We start from the raw sequence: 18792 nt of genomic DNA on the forward strand, positions 1-18792 counted from the left end.
GGGCGCAGCGGGAACGGCATGGGCAGGATGCGATCGGCTTTTCCGTGTGATTTCTCGCGGATGCTGCGATTTGGTGCCATCGGGCTCCTTAACACGGCGCTCGGATATACGCTCATCCTGGCTGGGCTGGCGCTCGGCTTCGGCGATGTCGCCTCCAACGCGGCGGGCTATGCCGCCGGCCTCATCATCGGTTTCTTCCTCAACCGCCAATGGACATTCAGCCGTGCTGGCGGCTTTCGCCCTGGCGCGGTCGTGCGATACGCGATCACCTTCTTTGTCGCCTACGGTGCTAACCTGGGAATCGTGGTCACCGCCATGTCTGCCGGCTACATCGAAAACCCGTTGGTCCATCTGGCGGGAAACTGCCTTTACTCGGTCATCTTCTATGTCGGCTCGGCCCGTTTCGTGTTCGTCGGCAGCGCGGATGATCCCGATCCCTCGACCGGAAAGAACGCAAAATGGCCTGGAGCTGCGACATGAACCAGACCAAGGCAATCTTGCTGGCCACGCCGTCACTCGAGGACGCACAGCGGAACAGGCTGATCTTCTGCCTGTTAGCGGCCTGGGCGATGGCAGCGGCACTGGCTGCCCAAGCCGGTGCCACCCTTCAGGATCCCGATAGCTGGTGGCAAGTGAAGGTCGGGCTGGATTTCCTGGCAAACCGGACATTTCCGACAGTCGACTCCTATTCCCACACTTTTGCCGGCCAGCCATGGATTGCCAAGGAATGGCTGGGGCAGATCCTGTTGGCCCTTGCCTACCGGGCAGGAGGCTGGAACGGGGTGGTCACCCTGATCATCGCCTCGATTTCGCTGACGGTTTTCCTGATGGGGTGGTTTCTCAGCGCGTGGCTGAAGCCGATCCTGGCGATTACGCTCGCCTTCGCCGCAATGTTCCTGATCAACCCGATCTTTACGGCGCGTCCGCATGTCCTCACCTTCCCGATCATCGTCATTTGGACGGCGGTGCTCTTTGGTGCGGCAAGGGAAGAACGGGCGCCGCCCTGGTGGTCGCTTGTGCTGGTCGTGTTGTGGGCGAACCTGCACGCCACCTTCACCTTGAGCTTCGTCATCGCAGCGTTCGCCGGTCTCGATCTGCTGGCGCGCACGGGCCTGTCAAAACCCGCCCTCCTGGCGAAATGGATCGCATTCGGCCTGCTTTGCCCGCTGGTCAGCCTGATGCATCCCTACGGCGTGAAAGCCATCCTAGCCACGCTCACCGTCGCCTACGGCAACGAGGCGGTGCCGCTGATCATGGAATGGAAACCGTTCAGCCAGCCGGACAGCCCCGTCCAGGAAGTTGCGATGCTGTTGGCGCTTTTCGGGCTTCTGGTGTCACGGTTGCGGATTGGCTGGGCCAAGGCGTTGTTCGTCGTCTTCACCTTGCATGTCTATCTCGCCCATGTGCGTTTCATGTATCTGTTCTTCCTGCTGGTTCCCCTGGTGATCGCGGTCGATGTCGCACAGCAATTTCCCTCTCTTTCAGCCACCGCATGGCTGGCGGACAAGCGCGACAGACTGGAAAAATTCCTCGCAAGGCGGTTCTACGCGATCTGCGGCGCGGCTGCTGTCTTGCTGATCGGCGCGGTCGCCGTGCTCGGCAGCGCCTACCAGGTCACGCCGAGCCCGAAGACGTCGGCCAGCGGGGCGCTGGCCTTCGCAGAAAGCCATCATCTGTCCGGCAATGTGCTGAATTCCTACGATTTCGGCGGCACGCTGATTTTCCACGGGATCAAGACCTATATCGACGGACGGACGGACCAACTGTTCCTGGGCGGTTTCACAAAAGCCGATGACGAAACGGGACACAGCGACGGCAAGCCGCTCCTCGAAGCTCGGCTGAAGAAATATGCGATAGGCTGGGCGCTGCTGTCGACCGGCGACAGCCGCATCCCTTTCTTCGACCAGTTGGGCTGGAAGCGGGCCTATGCGGACGATTACGCGGTGATCTATCTGCCGGGCGCCTGACCCTGCCGCGTGCCGGCGCGAACCGGCTTCGCCAGCATTCGAACCTTGGCATCCGGCCTGCACTGATCGTCAGAAAAATCAGAGAAATAGTCCGGGAAAGTCGTCGACGTTAACTTCATGCCAGGCTAATTCATGCTATCGCTGCCGGCTGGTGATGCCGGAGGGCTGGCATCCCACAGGGGATGACGTCAATTATGTTTATGTTAAAGCGACGGGCCGGAAAATTTTCCAAGGCCGTTTTCAGCCTGGCCTGGGCGCTGCATCTGGCAGCAATTCCGATTTCCTATTCGACAAACGCATACGCGCTCAACGGCGATGTCAAGCTGCCCAAGCCTTATATTTCCAGGGCGATCGAAGCGGTCCTGCTGCCAATCAATGGCACTGTACGCAAGGAGTTCAAACTCAAGCCACACGCCCACGGCGTCCTTGTGCTGTCGGTGAAGCCTGGTGGCACCGGCGAAAAGCAAGGCATCAAGCCGGGCGATGTGATTGCCAAGGTCCACGGCCACAAGATCTACAAGCCGATCGATGTCGATACGGTGGTCTACCATTGGGCCAAAGCAGGCAAATCCGACTTCCGATTCGACTGCTATCGCGATGGCAAGTCCTACAACTCCAACGGCACGATTACGCTTAGCAGCTACGAAACCGCCGTCGATGTCGTCACTGTCGCGACGTGGACGAGTTGGTCCGTCGCAACTGCCTTCAGCTATTCGGAGTTCTACAGCGAATATAGCCAGGAGATGACTGCCACCTACGAATCATCCGAGACGACGGTGGAGGCGACCGCCTCTTCCGAGGAATTCACCTCCGAGGCCAACAGCGAGGCTACCGACGAAAGCGCGGACAGCAAAGCGGACGCGACAACTGACGGCGCGAGCGATTCGGCGACGGAGCCGAGCGATCAGGCAGAGGCTTCCGGAACCGACGACACCGATGCTCCCGCCGCGGAAGACAATTCTGACGGCGGCGACGATGGCGATGCCGCCGACGACAGTTCCGGCGACGATGATTCCGGTGGCGGGGACGACGGCGGTGGGGATGACGGCGGTGGCGACGATAGCGGTGGCGACGAGTAATCCGCCAGCCTGCCGACTACCGGATCGGCAGAGATATTCAGATGTTGGGTTCGAGCGCACGGCAATCGCTTCGGGCTAATTTTTCACCTTGCCGATGTCGACACTCAGTCTGACGCGATTGGCTTGGGTTCGGTCGGCTTTGCGGTTGCCCGAGCCTGTGCCGTCATGATAACCAGAACGCGCGCGGGTATGATGTAATGGTAGCTTGTCAGCTTCCCAAGCTGAACGCGCGGGTTCGATTCCCGCTACCCGCTCCAGCTGTCATCCCACCTCTCTCAGAATGAAATCGTGCAGCATCTTGGCGGCTGGCGACAGCGCGCGGTTCCTCACAGTGATCAGACTGTAGGGCCTGACCTCAATGTCGAATTCGGTCTGGACGACATCGATGGCGCCGGCCAGCCCGTCGGGATTCTGGATGAACTTCGCCACCTGGATCGATACCGGCGCAATGGCATCGGACTGCGCAACCATGACCAGGGTCAAGAGCAGTGAGCTGGTGTTGAGGATGCGATCCGGCAAGGCGATGTTGCGGTTGAGGAAATTGCTCTCCATCGCTTGGCGCAAGGGCGAGCCGCCCGACTGGAAAACCCAATCATAGGCGGCGGTGTCTTCCAGCCGCACCGGCTCGCCCTTGGTGAGCGGATGGCCGCGGCGCACGATCAGGCAAGCCTTCTCGACGCCGATGACGCGCGACTCGAACAGCCGCGGGTTGAGATCATCGGGGATGCGCGCGATGATGAAATCATGGCGCGTGGCGATCAGCTCGCGCGCCAGCACGTTGGAGGTTTCGACCTGCATGGTGATCTCGATGCGCGGATAGATGCGGCGGATTTCGCGGATTGCCGGCACCGCCAGTTCGATCGCCGGCGCCGTAACGGCACCTAGGAACACCGCCCCTCCTTTGCCCGCCTTGAGCTCGGAAATCTCACGATCGACCTCGCGCATCTCCAGCAGGATCGACCGCGCGCGCCTGGCCAAAGCTTTGCCGTAGGGCGTCAAAGTTATGCCGCGCGGCAGTCTCTCGCACAACTTGACCTCCAGCACCGCTTCCATCTCGCTGATCATGCGCGAGGCCGCCGGCTGCGAAATGTTCATCACCTGGGCCGCCGCGCTGACCCGGCCATGATCGTCGAGCGCGACGATCATTCGCATGTGACGTAGACTGAGACCGCTGCGCAGCAAGGTTTCGCCATCGCCCGGTTTTTCTTTGTAACGGTTTGAACCTGAACCAGAATTCCGCAGCGCAGGCATTGCGTTTCCCCTACTTGCCCTTACCGTCGCCAGAGAACGCGCCGGTCGATCTCGCCTCTTAGTGCATACCAAATGTGATATAGCAACCATCAAAGATCGCATTTGACAGTTATGGCAAAGGATCACACCCTTCGCGCGTTCCGAGACGTGACGGTCGATGACGAGAAAAATCGTATCGATTGAAATCAGCGCCTCGGGGCCATGGGAGGATACCGGAGATCCATATGACGGCAGCAGTGCTTTGGCACTTCTGCACGATTGCGCGGCCCGCGACCCCCGGGGTGCCGCGTCCATCAACCAGGGAGAGTTATAGTGAAAATCATCAAGACACTGGCCGCCGTCGCGGCCCTTGGCATCGCTGCCATGACCTACTCGGCGCATGCAGCCGATAAAGGTCTTGTCGGCGTGCTGATGCCGACCAAGACCTCGCAGCGCTGGATCAATGACGGCGACGCCGTCAAGTCCCAGCTCGAGGCTCTCGGCTACACTGTCGACCTGCAGTACGCGCAGGACGATATCCCCAACCAGCTCAGCCAGTTGGAAAACGAGATCACCAAGGGCCCGAAGGCGCTGATCATCGCCTCGATCGACGGCACCACCCTGTCGGATGCGCTGCAGAAGGCCGCCGATGCGGGTGTCGTCGTCGTTGCCTATGACCGCCTGATCAAGAAGACCGGCAATGTCGACTACTACACCACCTTCGACAATTTCGGCGTCGGCGTCATCCAGGCGAATTCGCTGGTCAAGGGCCTCAAGGAGCGTTTCCCGAACACCAAGCCGTGGAACGTCGAACTGTTCGGCGGCTCGCCGGACGATAACAATGCCTTCTTCTTCTACAACGGTGCGATATCCGTCCTGCAGCCGCTGATCGACGATGGTTCGATCAAGATCAAGTCCGGCCAGACCGGCATGGACAAGGTCGGCACGCTGCGCTGGCTCGCCGCCACCGCCCAGGCGCGCATGGACAATCTGCTGTCGGCCAACTATTCGGACGGCAGCCGCGTCGATGGCGTTCTGTCGCCCTATGACGGCCTGTCGCGCGGCATCACCGCCTCGCTGCGCGCTGTCGGCTACGGCACGGACGCACAGCCCTGGCCTGTTGTGACCGGTCAGGATGCCGAGACCGCCTCGGTCAAGCTGATCATCTCGGGCGAGCAGTACTCGACCGTGTTCAAGGACACCCGTGAACTGGCCAAGGCCACCGTCCAGCTCGTCGACAAGGTGCTCTCGGGCGGCAAGCCGGACGGGCTTGATGAAAAGACCTACAACAACGACGTCAAGGTCGTCCCCTCGATCCTCTTGACGCCGCATGACGTCGACAAGTCGAACTACCAGGCACTGGTCGTCGACTCCGGCTACATCAAGGCCGACGAACTGAAGTAACCCCGGTTACAAAGTCAGGGGTCCTGCGCAACGCAGGGCCCCTTTTCGTTAACCAGCGAGCCCGGTATTGTTCACCGACCTCGCCGGCAGTGTTTGCCGACCTCTCAAGGAGCGGTAGTCCCCATGGTCTCGACGATTTTGGAGATGCGCGACATCACCAAGACGTTCCCCGGCGTGAAGGCGTTGTCGAATGTCAACCTCAGCGTCGAGGAAGGCGAAATCCACGCCGTGGTCGGCGAGAACGGCGCCGGCAAGTCGACGCTGATGAAGGTGCTGTCGGGCGTCTATCCCACAGGCACCTATGACGGCCAGATCATCTTCAACGCCCAGGAATGCCACTTCAAAGGCATCCATGACAGTGAACACAAGGGCATCGTCATCATCCACCAGGAGCTTGCCCTGGTGCCGATGCTGTCGATCGCCGAAAACATTTTCCTCGGCAACGAGCACGCCAGATACGGCGTCATCGACTGGAATGCCAACGAGGCGCGCACCAGCGCCCTGTTGAAGAAAGTGGGCCTCAAGGAGGACCCCAAGACGCTGATCACCAATATCGGTGTCGGCAAGCAGCAGCTGGTCGAGATCGCCAAGGCGCTGAGCAAGGAAGTCAAGCTGCTGATCCTCGACGAGCCGACGGCATCGCTCAGCGAAAAGGATAGCCAGGCGCTGCTTGACCTTCTGCTCGAATTCAAACGGCAAGGCATGACCTCGATCCTGATCTCGCACAAGCTCAACGAGGTGAACCGGGTCGCCGACAAGGTCACCGTCATCCGCGACGGGCGTACCATCGAGACGCTGGCCAAGAAGGACATCTCGGAAGACCGCATCATCACCTCGATGGTCGGCCGCTCGCTCGACGACCGCTATCCGCCGCGCGAGCCTGACATCGGCGAGGTCGTGTTCGAAGTGAAAAACTGGTCGGTCTATCATCCGCTCCACGCCGAGCGGCAGGTGATCAAGGGCATCGACATCAATGTGCGCAAGGGCGAAGTGGTCGGCATTGCCGGATTGATGGGCGCCGGCCGCACTGAATTCGCGATGAGCTTGTTCGGCCGCTCCTATGGCCGCCATATCACTGGCGAAGTTCTGCTCAAGGGCAAGCCGATCGATGTTTCCTCGGTGAGCAGGGCAGTCGAACACGGCATTGCCTACGTCACCGAGGACCGCAAGACCTACGGTCTCAACCTCATCGACCATATCAAGCACAACATCACGCTGGCCAATCTCGGCGGCGTGTCGCGCCATGGCGTGATCGATGACCTGGGCGAGCTCTCCGTCGCCAACGACTACCGCGGGAAGACCAATATCCGCGCTTCCAGCGTCTATCAGATGACCGGCAATCTTTCCGGCGGCAACCAGCAGAAGGTGGTCCTGTCGAAATGGCTGTTCGCCGACCCGGATGTGCTGATCCTCGACGAGCCGACGCGCGGCATCGATGTCGGCGCCAAATATGAAATCTACACGATCATCGCCCGCCTCGCCGCTGAAGGTAAGGCGATCGTGGTCATCTCGTCGGAAATGCCAGAACTGCTCGGCATCACCGACCGCATCTACGTCATGAATGAAGGCCGCATCGTCGGCGAAATGCCCGCGGTGGACGCCAGCCAAGAAAAAATAATGCGCGCCATCGTTCGGGGAGAAGGAAAAGCAGCATGAGTACAGAAAGCGCCCCCGCCCCGCAGAGCAGCGTTGCCGAAGACGTGCAGCAGCGCCCCCGTATCGCCGTCTCGGCGCTGACGACGAACCTGCGCGAATACGGCCTGATACTGGCGCTGATCGCCATCATGGTGTTCTTCCAGTTCACCACCTCCGGAACGCTGTTCAAGCCGGTGAACCTCAGCAATCTGGTGCAGCAGAACTCGTTCATCATCGTGATGGCGCTGGGCATGCTGCTGGTGATCGTCTCCGGCCACATCGATCTCAGCGTCGGCTCCGTCGCCGGCTTCATCGGCGCACTGGCAGCGATGATGATGGTCATCTGGCCGCTCGGCCCATTGAGCAATCCGCTGGTGGTGTCGATCATCTGCCTCATCGTGGGTGGCGCGATCGGCGCGGCGCAAGGCTACTGGATCGCCTATCACCGAATACCGAGCTTTATCGTCACGCTGGCCGGCATGCTGATCTTCCGCGGCATCTGCCAGGCGCTGCTGGGCGGCGGATCCTCGGTGGGACCGCTTCCCGACGGCTTCAAGGCGCTCAGCTCCGGCTTTATCCCGGATGTCATCGGGCCACTGACGCTTATCCCGCCGACGGTGAACGCGGCCGGCAAGACCATCATAGGCAGCGGACTGACGCTGCACATGACGACGATCGTGCTAGGCCTGATCGCTGTGCTGGCCTACGCCTATTTCGGGCTGAGCACACGACGCAAACGCGAACGCCATGGCTATGAGGCCGAGCCCTTTCCCCTGTTCGTCATCAAGACGCTGGTTGGCAGCGCGCTGGCACTGTTCCTGGTCTACCAGTTCGCCAGCTACAGGGGCCTGCCGGTGGTGCTGCTCGTCATGGGCGTGCTGATCTCGCTGTTCGTCTTCGTCACCAAGCGCATGACCATCGGCCGCCGCATCTATGCAATGGGCGGCAACGCCAAGGCGGCGCAGCTGTCGGGTATCAAGACAGAGCGGCTCACGCTGATGGTGTTCGTCAATATGGGCGTGCTGTCTGCGCTTGGCGGCCTGATCATAGCGGCGCGGCTGGGACAAGCTGTGCCGGCGGCCGGCCTCGGCAGCGAGCTCGACGTGATTGCGGCCGTGTTCATCGGCGGCGCCTCGGCGATGGGCGGTGTCGGTCAGGTCATCGGCGCGGTTGTCGGCGGTTTCATCATGGGCGTGATGAACAACGGCATGTCGATCATGGGCGTCAATGTCGACTGGCAGCAGGTGGTCAAAGGCCTGGTGCTGCTCGGCGCCGTGATCTTCGACGTCTACAACAAGAACAAGGCTTGAACAGGTTTTAGGCGAGGCAAGCAGGAGGCAAACGATCGCGGCGCTGCTGGTAAACCTGCCGGCGTAAAGAAGTCCTTCAAGGACCAGGCCCGCGAGCGCAATCCGGACGAAGAGTTCAACCCGTGGCGCGGCGAGATCCGAGCCGCGCAGGTTAAGGTTTGCCAAATGGCAACCGGGCCAAGACAAATGAGAGAGGATCCATCATGCTGATCTCCCAGATTCTCGATGACGCCGAGACAATCCGTGTCGTTGCCCGCAACGGCGGCAAGACCCGGATCATCAATGGCGCCCGCAGCGTGTACTCGCTGGCGATGGAGGCCGCCCGCACCGGCGTCGGCCTCGTCGCGCTGATCGAGCGCAAGGGGCTTGGCGAAACGGTCGATCTCGAGGCCGCCTATAAGAAGGGCCGGCTGCTGTCGCCGATCAACCATCCAGACCCGGCGCATCTGCACCTGACCGGCACCGGGCTAACGCATCTGGGTTCGGCCGCGACACGCGATTCCATGCACAAGAAGCTCAGCGCCGACGGCGAGGAGCAGCTGACCGATTCCATGAAGATGTTTCGCATGGGGCTGGACGGCGGCAAGCCCGCGAAAGGCCAGATCGGCGTGCAGCCGGAATGGTTCTACAAGGGCAACGGCACGATGGCGGTGGCGCCAGGCGCGGCGCTCCTGTCACCGGCCTTCGCCAACGACGCCGGCGAAGAGCCTGAGGTGGCCGGCATCTACGTCATCGGCGATGATGGCGCGCCCTTCCGCGTCGGCTTCACGCTGTCGAACGAGTTTTCCGACCACGTCACCGAGCGCGTGAACTATCTCTTTCTCGCCCATTCCAAGCTGCGCAACGCTTCGTTCGGCCCGGAGATCCTGATCGGCGACCTGCCGGCTGACATCCGCGGCACCTCGCGCATCGTGCGCGACACCGAGGTGCTGTGGGAAAAGCCGTTCCTGTCCGGCGAAGCGAACATGTCCCACACCATCGCCAATCTCGAGCATCACCACTTCAAATATGCCGCCTTCCGCCAACCAGGCGACGTGCATGTGCACATGTTCGGCACGGCGACACTGTCCTTCGCCGACGGCATCAAGACCGAGCCAGGCGACGTGTTCGAGATCGAGGCCAGTGATTTCGGCCTGCCGCTGCGCAATCCGCTCGAGATCGAACAGCCGGTGAAGGTGGCGGTAAAGGCGCTTTGAAAGGGTGATCTCCCCCTCGTGGGGAGATGTCGCCAAAGGCGACAGAGGGGGGTGCCTCGCGTAAAGCGCCAACCTCCATCTGTCGCAAGAAGGTTGCATCCGGTCGAGCCGACCCCCTCTGGCCTGCCGGCCATCTCCCCCTCAAGTGGGGAGATTGCTGCTTCAATAGATATCGAAGTCGAAATACTTGGCCTGGATCTTCTTGTAGGTGCCATCGGCGACAATCGCGTCGATGGCAGCATTGAGCTTGTCGCGCAGTGCCGTGTCTTCCAGGCGGACGGCAATGCCGGCTTGTGTCTCCGTGCCCTTGACGTCGCCGACCAGCTTGCAGCAGCCCTCGCTTGCCTTCTTCAGCCAGTCCATCAGCACGAACTTGTCCGAGATCACGGCGTCAAGCCGGCCGTTGGTCAGGTCGGTGATCGCTTCTTCCTGGGTCGGGTAGAGTTTGGCCTCGGCGCCCGCTTTGCCATAGGTATTCTGGGCATAGTCGGCCTGCGTGGTCGAGGCCTGGGCGCCGACTGTCTTGCCTGCAAGGGCCGCCGGTTCGGTCGAGGTGAGGTCGCTGTCCTTCGGCGCCACCAGGGCGAGCGGCGTCGTGTAGTATTTGTTGGTGAAGGAGACCTGCTTCTTGCGCTCCTCGGTGATGCTCATCGAGGCGATAATGGCGTCGAACTTCTTCGCTTGCAGGGCTGGAATGATGCCATCCCAGTCCTGAGTGACGATTTCGCACTCGACCTTCATCTGCGCACACAGCGCGTTGGCGATGTCGATATCGAAGCCTTCGACTTTGCCATCCGAGGTGATGGTGTTGAATGGCGGATAGGCGCCCTCGGTGCCGATCTTGATTTTCTCAGCTGCCTGCACCGACAGAGAGCCAGCCGCCATCACCAGCATGGCAGCGCCTGCTGCCGATATGATCCATTTCGAAATCTGCATTTTCTTGGTTCCCCTTGAACGCCGCCAGCTTGACGACCAGAAAGGCAGCCAAGCATGGCGAGGCAGCGCAGGCAAGTATTTTGCCTGGGGGTAATGGGTTCAGCGCGCGGGGCGGAAATGCTTGGACAGCTTCAAACCCTGCGCCTGGTAGTTGGAGCCGAGATCGGTGCCATAGAGCGCCTGCGGCCGCTTCAGCATGTGCTCGTAGACCAGCCGGCCGACGATCTGGCCATGGTCGAGGATGAACGGCACTTCGTGGCTGCGCACTTCGAGCACCGCCCGGCTGCCGGTGCCACCGGACGCCGAATGGCCGAAGCCCGGATCGAAGAAGCCGGCGTAGTGGACGCGGAATTCGCCGACCAGCGGATCGAAGGGCGTCATCTCGGCGGCGTAGAGCGGTGGCACATGCACCGCTTCCTGGCTCACAAGAATGTAGAATTCATCGGGGTCGAGCACCAGTTCGCCAGCGCCGCTCTTGTGGATCGGCTCCCAGAAGTCGACGACTTCCTGCGCAGCGCGCTTGTCGACATCGATGAGACCGGTGTGATGCTTGCCGCGATAGCCGACCAGACCGCTTTGATCGCCGTTCAGGTCGATCGACAGCGCGATGCCGCCGCCGGAAATGTTGGGCGGCTCCGTCGCGACCAATATCTGCGCGCGATGCAACTGATGCAGTTCGGCTTCCGACAGCAGCGCATTGCCGGTGCGGAAACGGATCTGCGACAGTCGCGAACCGGTGCGCGCGACGATCGGGAAGGTGCGCGGGCTGACCTCGAGAAAGAGCGGGCCATGATAGCCGGCGGCGATCTTGTCGAACTCGTGGCCGCGATCAGTCATGACACGGGTAAAGATGTCGAGCCGCCCGGTCGAGCTCTTGGGATTGGCCGAGGCCGAAATGTTGGCTGGCAATGCCAGGCTTTCGAGCAAGGGCACGATATAGACGCAGCCGGTCTCCAGCACCGCGCCCTCGGTCAGATTGATCTCATGCAGCTTCAGCCGGTCGAGCTTTTCCGAAACCTTGTGGTTGGGACCTGGCAGGAAGGAGGCACGCACCCGCCAGGCCTTGTCGCCGAGCCGGAGATCAAGACTGGCCGGCTGGATCTGGTCGGCATCGAGCGCACGCGCCGACTTCAGCGCGCCGGACTGGAAGAGCGCCGAAATGTCCTGATCGGGAAGAATGCCTGTTTGCCGCAAAGCTGACTCCGCTGCAACGCCGCTGGTACAAACCTCTTAATCAAGCCGGCAATTGACGCAAGCGTGGCGCGGGTCTAAAGGGTCGTTATCCCGTGGTGATTTGGCCGGTCGGCTTGCAGCCACGTTAAACAAGTCGCTAAAGGACCGTCGGGCCGCAAGGCCGTATGGACCGGTTGCGACTTTCGCGGCCGGTTTTTTTGTGTCTGGAAGAAGAGCGATGAGCACCAACAAGCGCAACTGGAAGCCTCAAACGGCACTCGTTCACAGCGGAACGCTGCGTTCCGGTTTCGGCGAAACGTCGGAAGCGATTTACCTCACCCAGGGCTACGTCTATCAAACGGCGCAGGCCGCCGAAGCCCGTTTCAAGGGCGAGGAGCCGGGCTTCATCTATTCGCGCTACGCCAATCCGACCGTCGACATGTTCGAAAAGCGCATGTGCGCGCTCGAGGGTGCCGAGGACGCCCGAGCTACCGCCTCCGGTATGGCTGCGGTAACGGCAGCGCTTCTGTGCAGCGCCAAGGCCGGCGACCATATCGTGGCGGCCCGTGCCCTGTTCGGCTCCTGCCGCTGGGTGGTCGAGACGCTGGCGCCAAGATACGGCATCGAGGCGACGCTGGTCGACGGCACCGACATCGCCAATTGGGAAAAGGCGGTCAAGCCGAACACCAAGCTGTTCTTTCTGGAAAGCCCGACCAACCCGACGCTGGAAGTGATCGACATCGCCGCGGTTGCCTCGCTCGCCAATTCGATCGGCGCCAGGCTGATCGTCGACAACGTCTTTGCCACGCCCCTGCAACAGAAGCCCTTGCAACTCGGCGCCCACATCGTCGTCTATTCGGCGACCAAGCACATTGACGGCCAGGGGCGCTGTCTCGGCGGCGTCATCCTGTCGGACAAGAAGTGGATCGACGAGAACCTGCATGACTATTTCCGCCACACCGGGCCCAGCCTGTCGCCCTTCAACGCCTGGACGCTGCTAAAGGGCCTGGAGACGCTACCGCTGCGCGTGCGCCAGCAGACGGAAAGCGCCGGCAAGATCGCGGATTTCCTGGCCGAGCGGCCGGAAATCGCCCGAGTCATCTATCCCGGCCGCGCCGATCACCCACAGGCTGATGTCGTAAAGAAGCAGATGTCGGGTGGCTCGACGCTGATCTGCCTGGATGTCAAAGGCGGCAAGCAGGCGGCCTTCGCCTTGCAGAACGCGCTCGACATCGTGCTGATCTCCAACAATCTCGGCGATGCCAAGAGCCTGATCACCCATCCGGCGACGACAACTCACAAGAACCTGAGCGATGAGGCGCGCGCCGAACTCGGCATCGGGCCGGGCACGCTCAGACTGTCGGTTGGCCTGGAAGACACCGAAGATCTGCTTGAGGATATCGCGCAGGCGCTGAAGGCCAAATAGCAAGCCTTTGGCTTTCAGGCGCCGGATGGCGTCTCTTCCAGCTTGGCCGCCTTGGTGCCGATGGTCATCGCGTTGCCGCGCCACTCGACGGCACCGCCGAGCCAGCCGCGCGCCCACATCGCAGGCAGGATCAGGTCGCGCGTTACCATCGCCGCGACCATGCGTGGCGACAGGCACCAGCCCTTTGACCAGGCCAGGACGCACTCGGGAAGGTAGAAGGCCGCCAGCACGGCAATGGCGGTTGCCCAGGGGCTGATGCCGGCGCTTGCCGCCGCAATCTGCGCCAGCACCAGCGGCACCACCGCGCCAGTCAGGATTTCAGGCGCGAAGAACAGCGGAAAGGTGACGCGGCGCAGGCGCGCCCAACGGGCTTGGCGCGACCAGATCTCGCCAAATGTGCGCCGGCCGAGCGGCTGCTCGAAGGGCGCGGCGACGAGATTGACGCGCAGGCCGAGGCCATTGACCAGCTTGGTCGCGGCGGCATCCTCGGCGATCTCGGCGGCCAGCGCGCGAATGCCGCCATTGGCATCGAGGATCGGCTTGTTCCAGAGCATGCTCTTGCCTTGGGCAAAGCCAAGTCCAAGCGCCTCGCCCGCGTATTGCCAGCGCGCCTGCAGCGTGTTGAGGAAAGCGCATTCGACTTCAGCCCAGAAGCCGGCCGGTCGCGAGCCGATTGGCGTCGAGCAGACAAGGCCAGTATTGGGTCGCCATGCAGCCATCAGGTGCTGGACGTAGTCTTTCGGCATCAGCACGTTGGAATCGGCCAGGACAACCCAATCGTGCCGCGCCGCTTCCCAGCCCTTGACGCAATTGTTGAGCTTCGGATTGGCGCTGATACGGTCGTCGCCGACCAGCAGCCGGGCCGGCACCTTGGGAAACCGGGCAATCGCCCTGTTTATCAGCCTGACTACTGGATCGTCGGCATGGGCAACACAGAAGATCAGCTCGTAACGCGGCCAGTTGAGCGAGAAGGCGCGCTCCAGCGTCTCGAGCGTGAACGGCTCAACGCCACGCGACGGCACGACGATCGACACCGGCCGCGGCTTGCCGGCCGGCGGCGCCATAGCGTGGCGACGTTTCAGACGCGAAGCCGCAAGCACGATGCTGGCGAGATTTGAGAGGATGAGAGCAATTGAAAGCGTGGCGACTACGAGAGTGAGTTCCATCGAGATCCGGTAACTCCAGAAAACCGGCCCGCCAGAACAATCTAGCCGGCATGACGACTGATCTCAACAGTTCGACAGAGCGCCCGAGTCGCGCGGCATTGATCGGCGCACACCATCATTGATCATTGTCATGTGTCACTTAAATGACATTCTTTGCCGGCACCTGCCCTTCAGACCGCGACGATAGGACGCGCACCGTTGACCGGCCACCACGGAGCGCCGAAAGTTACCGGATTGTATTGGAGCCGCTTATGTACAGCGCCGTCACGCGCAACATCGAAGTGCAGGTCAGGCCGTTCTATCTGGAGGATCGCTCGGATCCGTCCGAGAACCGCTATGTCTGGGGCTATCAGATAACGATCGACAATCAGTCGGACGATTCCGTCCAGTTGTTGTCGCGCTATTGGCACATCACCGATGGCACTGGCCGGGTCGAAGAGGTACGCGGCCCTGGCGTCGTCGGCGACCAGCCCGAACTCAATCCCGGCGACAGCTACCAGTACACGTCCGGTTGCCCGCTCTCAACACCGTCCGGCATCATGGTTGGGCACTACACGATGCGCAACAAGCGGGGCGAGACGTTCGACATCGCCATCCCCGCATTTTCACTCGACCTGCCGGGGATGCGGCGGACGGTGAATTAATTTGCCTCACCGGCCGCAAGGCAGCCGGCGAGGCGTGTTTTTCTCTACTGCGCCGCAAACTCCGCCGGGTCGAAGTCATATTGCTTCGAGCAGAATTCGCAGGCGACGTGGATGCCGCCGTCCTCTGTGCTGTCCTTGATCTCCTGGGCGGAAAAACCCTCGAGGATGCCGCGGATCTTGTCCCGGGAGCACGAGCACAGGTCGGCGACCGGTACGCCGCCGAAAACGCGCACGCCGTGCTCGTGGAACAACCTGTAGAGCAGCCGCTCGGCGCCGATCGTCGGATCGATCAGTTCGGTCGGCTCGATGGTGCCGAGCAGCGCCAGCAACTCGTGCCAGGAATTGTCGGCCGGATCGTGGATCTCCTCGCGCGGATCGCCATCGCCGCCCGGCAGATCCGGCACGCGCATGCGCTCGGGCGACTGCGGCAGGAACTGCGCCAGGATGCCACCGGCGCGCCACTGCTCGCGGGTGCCGCCCAGGCCGGGCGTCAATAGCTTGGCCACCGACAGCCTGAGATCGGTCGGAATCTGCTCCGACTGACGGAAATAGGTGCGCGCCGCATCTTCCAGCGTCTCGCCGTCGAGTTGGACGATACCCTGATAGCGCTGCGTGTGGGCGCCCTGATCGATGGTCAGCGCCAGCACGCCCGTGCCGAGCATAGTCTGCTGGGACGTTTCGCCCGCCGCGACCAGCGCCTCCAGCCGGTCGGCATCGAAACGCGCATAGGCGCGCAGCGCCGAGGGCGTGGAAAAATCCGCGACCAGCATGTCGACAGGCCCGTCGGTGCGGGTCTGCAGGATGAACTTGCCCTCGAATTTGAGCGAGGTGCCGAGCAGCACCGTCAGCACGCACGCCTCCGCCAGCAGCCGCGCGACCGGCTCGGGATAATCGTGGCGACTGAGGATGGCATCGAGCATCGGCCCGAGTTGGACGGTGCGGCCGCGCACGTCGAGCGGGCCGACTTCGAAGGGCACGACATGATCGTCGCCGGCGTAGCCGAATTCGCCGAGTTTGGGGTGATGTTCAGTCACTCGATAGGTTTCCAACATAACAAAGCTCCAGGGCGCGGCCATGCCGCCCTCTCGGGAGCATGCGTCGAAACGCGCTTGATTTGCGTGATGCGGCGCAAATAGGCATCACGCGCCCGGAGATCAAGCTCCCAGAGATCAAGCGCCGAGGCACCAGGCGAGCACGGCCTTCTGGGCATGGAGCCGGTTCTCCGCCTCGTCGAAGACCACCGAGTGTGGCCCGTCGATGACCTCGTCGGTCACCTCCTCGCCGCGATGCGCCGGCAGGCAGTGCATGAACAGCGCGTCCGGCTTGGCCCTGGCCATCAGCTTGGCATTGACCTGGTAGGGCGAGAACACGTTGTGGCCACGGGCGCGATGCTCCTGGCCCATCGACACCCAGCAATCGGTGACGATGCAGTCGGCCTGGTCGACGGCTTCCTCGGGCGAGCGGGTGAAGTGCAGCTTGCCGCCATGCGCCTGCGACCAGTCGATATGCTTTTGTGCCGGTTCGCTGCCCTCGGGGACGGCGACGTTGAGATTGAAGCGGAAGCGCGCAGAGGCCTCGAGCAGCGAATGCAGCACATTGTTGCCGTCGCCGGTCCAGGCGATGGTCTTGCCGGCGACCGGACCGCGATGTTCCTCGAAGGTCATGATATCGGCCATCAGCTGGCAGGGATGGGTATCGTCGGTCAGTCCGTTGATCACCGGAACGGTAGCGTTCTCGGTCAGCTCCAGCAGCCGCTCATGCGACGTGGTGCGGATCATGATCGCGTCGACATAACGCGACAACACCTTGGCGGTGTCGGCAATGGTCTCGGAACGGCCGAGCTGCATCTCGGTGCCGGTCAGCATGATGGTCTCGCCGCCAAGCTGGCGCATGCCGACGTCGAAGGAGACGCGCGTGCGCGTCGACGGCTTGTCGAAGATCATCGCCAGCACCTTGCCTTCGAGCGGCTTGGTGCGCTCGCCAGCCTTGAGGCGGGCCTTTCGCACCACCGCATCGTCCAGCATCAGGCGCAGATCGCCTTCTGAGACAGCGGAAAGATCGGTGAAATGGCGAACTGACATCAGCAATGGTTCCGGGATTACTTCGCGGCGGCGGCGGCGATCGCCTCCGCCAGGCCCTTGGCGCCGGCGCGGATGCGGTTGAGCGCGTCGTGAATCTCGGCGTCGGTGACGGTTAGCGGCGGCAACAGGCGAATGACGTTGTCACCGGCCGGAACCGCCAGCAGGTGCTGGTCACGCAATGCCATGTTCACCTTGGTGTTGGGCATGGCGCATTTGAGGCCGAGCATCAGCCCGGTACCCCTGATGTCCTCGATGACCTCGGGAAACTCGTCGGCGACCGACGCGAGCCCCTGCTTCATCAGCAGCGCCTTGCGCTGGACGTCCTCGAGGAAGCCCTCTTCCAGCACCACGTCGAGCACGGCGTTGCCGACCGCCATGGCCAGTGGATTGCCGCCGAACGTGGTGCCATGCACGCCTGCGGTCATGCCGACGGCCGCTTCGTCGGTTGCAAGGCAGGCGCCCATCGGGAAGCCACCGCCAATGCCCTTGGCGATCGCCATGATATCGGGGGTGACACCGGCCCATTCATGCGCGAACAGCTTGCCGGTACGGCCAATGCCGCACTGGACCTCGTCGAAGATCAAGAGCAGCCCGTGCTGCTCGCACAATTGCCGCAGCCGCTTCAGCGATTGCGTCGGCACCTGCCTGATTCCGCCCTCGCCCTGCACCGGTTCGATCAGGATCGCCGCCGTCTCTGGCGTGATCGCCTTTTCGGCGGCGTCGATGTCATCGAAGCCGACCTGGTCGAAGCCTTCGACCTTGGGTCCGAAACCTTCGAGGTACTTGTATTGACCACCCGCCGCAATGGTCGCCAGCGTGCGGCCATGGAACGCGCCTTCGAAGGTGATGACGCGAAAGCGCTCGGGATGTCCGTTGACGAAATGGTAGCGTCGCGCCGTCTTGATCGCGCATTCGAGCGCCTCGGCGCCGGAATTGGTGAAGAACACCTTGTCGGCGAAGGTGGCGTCGACCAGCCGCTCGCCCAGCCGGCTCTGCCCCGGAATCTCATAGAGGTTGGAGACATGCCACAGCTTGGCTGCTTGTTCGGTGAGTGCGGCGACCAGATGCGGATGGCTGTGGCCCAGCGAATTGACGGCGATGCCGCCAGCGAAATCGAGATATCGCTCGCCCTTGTCGGTAACCAGCCAAGTGCCTTCCCCATGGTCGAAGGCCAGGGGTGCTCGAGCAAAGGTCTCGTAAAGCGCCGAACCGCTCATTATATGCGTCTCCGGTACCGGAAAATCAAAAAAGCCGCCAAGGCGGCGGCTTGTGCGGCTTATCGTGTTTTTCGGCCATGAAGTCAACGAAAACGTCGCGTAGTGGCGCGCGGCAAGCCCTCTGACGAGACGCCGGCTCATAAGCGACCGGGCAAGTTGGGGAAAACCGAAAAAACCGATTCGTGTTGCACTTGGGACTCTTGTCACCGAGTCAGCGCATAAGGTAATTGTAGTCGAGAAATAACTAGATTTCGTGCGGCGGACCTAATCACCAGATATATGTGGTGTCTGCCCCGGTAAATGTTGCCGGGTCGGGAGTGGATTCCGA

16 protein-coding genes, 1 tRNA gene and 1 riboswitch are annotated in these 18792 nt (G+C 62.0%); of the genes, 10 read left to right on the plus strand and 7 right to left on the minus strand.

All coding sequences use genetic code 11. The annotated features are described in order from the left end of the window. Nucleotides 1-60 precede the first annotated feature (60 nt). The 4 genes from NKI20_RS10480 (at nt 61) to NKI20_RS10495 (ending at nt 3303) form a co-directional block, all read left to right on the plus strand. On the plus strand, nt 61-480 hold the full coding sequence (locus NKI20_RS10480) for a GtrA family protein (protein ID WP_352830340.1): 420 nt from the start codon (nt 61-63) through the stop codon (nt 478-480). Further along, a complete protein-coding gene (locus NKI20_RS10485; RefSeq protein ID WP_352830343.1) occupies nt 477-1967 on the plus strand; it encodes a hypothetical protein in 1491 nt (496 codons plus the stop codon). The genes NKI20_RS10480 and NKI20_RS10485 overlap by 4 nt, the downstream gene beginning before the upstream one ends. A 194-nt stretch (nt 1968-2161) precedes the next feature. Continuing rightward, nucleotides 2162-3046, plus strand: a complete 885-nt coding sequence (locus NKI20_RS10490; RefSeq protein ID WP_352830345.1) for a PDZ domain-containing protein — start codon at nt 2162-2164, stop codon at nt 3044-3046. Nucleotides 3047-3229: 183 nt separating this feature from the next. Next, nucleotides 3230-3303: transfer RNA gene (locus NKI20_RS10495), tRNA-Gly, on the plus strand. Nucleotides 3304-3307: 4 nt separating this feature from the next. Here the strand turns inward: NKI20_RS10495 and NKI20_RS10500 are convergent. Continuing rightward, nucleotides 3308-4297: a LysR family transcriptional regulator gene (locus tag NKI20_RS10500; RefSeq protein ID WP_352830348.1), complete on the minus strand. Its 990-nt coding sequence runs from the start codon at nt 4295-4297 to the stop codon at nt 3308-3310. 312 nt (nt 4298-4609) lie between these two features. Here NKI20_RS10500 and chvE point away from each other — a divergent pair, with 312 nt between their 5' ends. From chvE to araD1, 4 genes are all read left to right on the plus strand, one after another. Then, nucleotides 4610-5680, plus strand: coding sequence for a multiple monosaccharide ABC transporter substrate-binding protein (gene chvE, locus NKI20_RS10505; protein WP_352601320.1), 1071 nt, complete (start codon nt 4610-4612; stop codon nt 5678-5680). Between the two features lie 123 nt (nt 5681-5803). Further along, nucleotides 5804-7336 carry a multiple monosaccharide ABC transporter ATP-binding protein gene (mmsA, locus tag NKI20_RS10510; protein ID WP_352830352.1) on the plus strand — a complete coding sequence of 511 codons (1533 nt, stop codon included), beginning with the start codon at nt 5804-5806 and terminating at the stop codon, nt 7334-7336. Beyond that, complete coding sequence (mmsB, locus tag NKI20_RS10515) at nt 7333-8625, plus strand: multiple monosaccharide ABC transporter permease (protein ID WP_023758038.1); 1293 nt, start codon at nt 7333-7335, stop codon at nt 8623-8625. Before mmsA ends, mmsB begins: the two co-directional genes overlap by 4 nt. A gap of 203 nt (nt 8626-8828) precedes the next feature. Continuing rightward, the gene (gene araD1, locus NKI20_RS10520) at nt 8829-9821 is read left to right on the plus strand and encodes an AraD1 family protein (RefSeq protein ID WP_352601324.1); all 993 of its coding nucleotides are present in this window, start codon (nt 8829-8831) and stop codon (nt 9819-9821) included. Between the two features lie 162 nt (nt 9822-9983). Here araD1 and NKI20_RS10525 read toward each other — a convergent pair whose 3' ends face one another. Together NKI20_RS10525 and NKI20_RS10530 are read right to left on the minus strand one after the other, a co-directional pair. Further along, nucleotides 9984-10757, minus strand: coding sequence for an ABC transporter substrate-binding protein (locus NKI20_RS10525; RefSeq protein WP_352601326.1), 774 nt, complete (start codon nt 10755-10757; stop codon nt 9984-9986). 99 nt (nt 10758-10856) lie between these two features. After that, a complete protein-coding gene (locus tag NKI20_RS10530; RefSeq protein ID WP_352830356.1) occupies nt 10857-11951 on the minus strand; it encodes a 2'-deoxycytidine 5'-triphosphate deaminase in 1095 nt (364 codons plus the stop codon). A gap of 82 nt (nt 11952-12033) precedes the next feature. Continuing rightward, a riboswitch (SAM riboswitch) is annotated at nt 12034-12111 on the plus strand. A 57-nt stretch (nt 12112-12168) separates the two neighbouring features. Here NKI20_RS10530 and NKI20_RS10535 point away from each other — a divergent pair. After that, complete coding sequence (locus tag NKI20_RS10535; RefSeq protein WP_352830359.1) at nt 12169-13356, plus strand: O-succinylhomoserine sulfhydrylase; 1188 nt, start codon at nt 12169-12171, stop codon at nt 13354-13356. Nucleotides 13357-13370: 14 nt separating this feature from the next. On the opposite strand, the gene NKI20_RS10540 is transcribed toward NKI20_RS10535, so the two are convergent. Further along, on the minus strand, nt 13371-14522 hold the full coding sequence (locus tag NKI20_RS10540) for a ceramide glucosyltransferase (RefSeq protein ID WP_352830362.1): 1152 nt from the start codon (nt 14520-14522) through the stop codon (nt 13371-13373). Between the two features lie 251 nt (nt 14523-14773). Here NKI20_RS10540 and apaG point away from each other — a divergent pair, with 251 nt between their 5' ends. Continuing rightward, nucleotides 14774-15166: a Co2+/Mg2+ efflux facilitator ApaG/CorD gene (gene apaG, locus NKI20_RS10545; RefSeq protein WP_352830364.1), complete on the plus strand. Its 393-nt coding sequence runs from the start codon at nt 14774-14776 to the stop codon at nt 15164-15166. Nucleotides 15167-15210: 44 nt separating this feature from the next. On the opposite strand, the gene NKI20_RS10550 is transcribed toward apaG, so the two are convergent. From NKI20_RS10550 to NKI20_RS10560, 3 genes are all read right to left on the minus strand, one after another. Next, complete coding sequence (locus tag NKI20_RS10550) at nt 15211-16242, minus strand: Hsp33 family molecular chaperone (RefSeq protein ID WP_352830366.1); 1032 nt, start codon at nt 16240-16242, stop codon at nt 15211-15213. Nucleotides 16243-16335: 93 nt separating this feature from the next. Next, on the minus strand, nt 16336-17247 hold the full coding sequence (gene argF, locus NKI20_RS10555; protein ID WP_031259776.1) for an ornithine carbamoyltransferase: 912 nt from the start codon (nt 17245-17247) through the stop codon (nt 16336-16338). A gap of 17 nt (nt 17248-17264) precedes the next feature. Then, on the minus strand, nt 17265-18464 hold the full coding sequence (locus tag NKI20_RS10560; RefSeq protein WP_352830369.1) for an aspartate aminotransferase family protein: 1200 nt from the start codon (nt 18462-18464) through the stop codon (nt 17265-17267). Between the last annotated feature and the right edge of the window lie 328 nt (nt 18465-18792).

The organism is Mesorhizobium sp. M0830, assembly GCF_040319965.1.
GTDB lineage: Bacteria > Pseudomonadota > Alphaproteobacteria > Rhizobiales > Rhizobiaceae > Mesorhizobium.

Excerpts from the sequence above, each read along its gene's own strand:
- NKI20_RS10480 (WP_352830340.1), top strand. The coding sequence starts at position 61 with ATGCTGCGATTTGGTGCCATCGGGCTCCTTAACACGGCGCTCGGATAT.
- NKI20_RS10485 (WP_352830343.1), top strand. The coding sequence starts at position 477 with ATGAACCAGACCAAGGCAATCTTGCTGGCCACGCCGTCACTCGAGGAC.
- NKI20_RS10490 (WP_352830345.1), top strand. The coding sequence starts at position 2,162 with ATGTTTATGTTAAAGCGACGGGCCGGAAAATTTTCCAAGGCCGTTTTC.
- NKI20_RS10500 (WP_352830348.1), bottom strand. The coding sequence starts at position 4,297 with ATGCCTGCGCTGCGGAATTCTGGTTCAGGTTCAAACCGTTACAAAGAA.
- mmsA (WP_352830352.1), top strand. The coding sequence starts at position 5,804 with ATGGTCTCGACGATTTTGGAGATGCGCGACATCACCAAGACGTTCCCC.
- mmsB (WP_023758038.1), top strand. The coding sequence starts at position 7,333 with ATGAGTACAGAAAGCGCCCCCGCCCCGCAGAGCAGCGTTGCCGAAGAC.
- araD1 (WP_352601324.1), top strand. The coding sequence starts at position 8,829 with ATGCTGATCTCCCAGATTCTCGATGACGCCGAGACAATCCGTGTCGTT.
- NKI20_RS10525 (WP_352601326.1), bottom strand. The coding sequence starts at position 10,757 with ATGCAGATTTCGAAATGGATCATATCGGCAGCAGGCGCTGCCATGCTG.
- NKI20_RS10535 (WP_352830359.1), top strand. The coding sequence starts at position 12,169 with ATGAGCACCAACAAGCGCAACTGGAAGCCTCAAACGGCACTCGTTCAC.
- NKI20_RS10540 (WP_352830362.1), bottom strand. The coding sequence starts at position 14,522 with ATGGAACTCACTCTCGTAGTCGCCACGCTTTCAATTGCTCTCATCCTC.
- apaG (WP_352830364.1), top strand. The coding sequence starts at position 14,774 with ATGTACAGCGCCGTCACGCGCAACATCGAAGTGCAGGTCAGGCCGTTC.
- NKI20_RS10550 (WP_352830366.1), bottom strand. The coding sequence starts at position 16,242 with ATGGCCGCGCCCTGGAGCTTTGTTATGTTGGAAACCTATCGAGTGACT.
- argF (WP_031259776.1), bottom strand. The coding sequence starts at position 17,247 with ATGTCAGTTCGCCATTTCACCGATCTTTCCGCTGTCTCAGAAGGCGAT.
- NKI20_RS10560 (WP_352830369.1), bottom strand. The coding sequence starts at position 18,464 with ATGAGCGGTTCGGCGCTTTACGAGACCTTTGCTCGAGCACCCCTGGCC.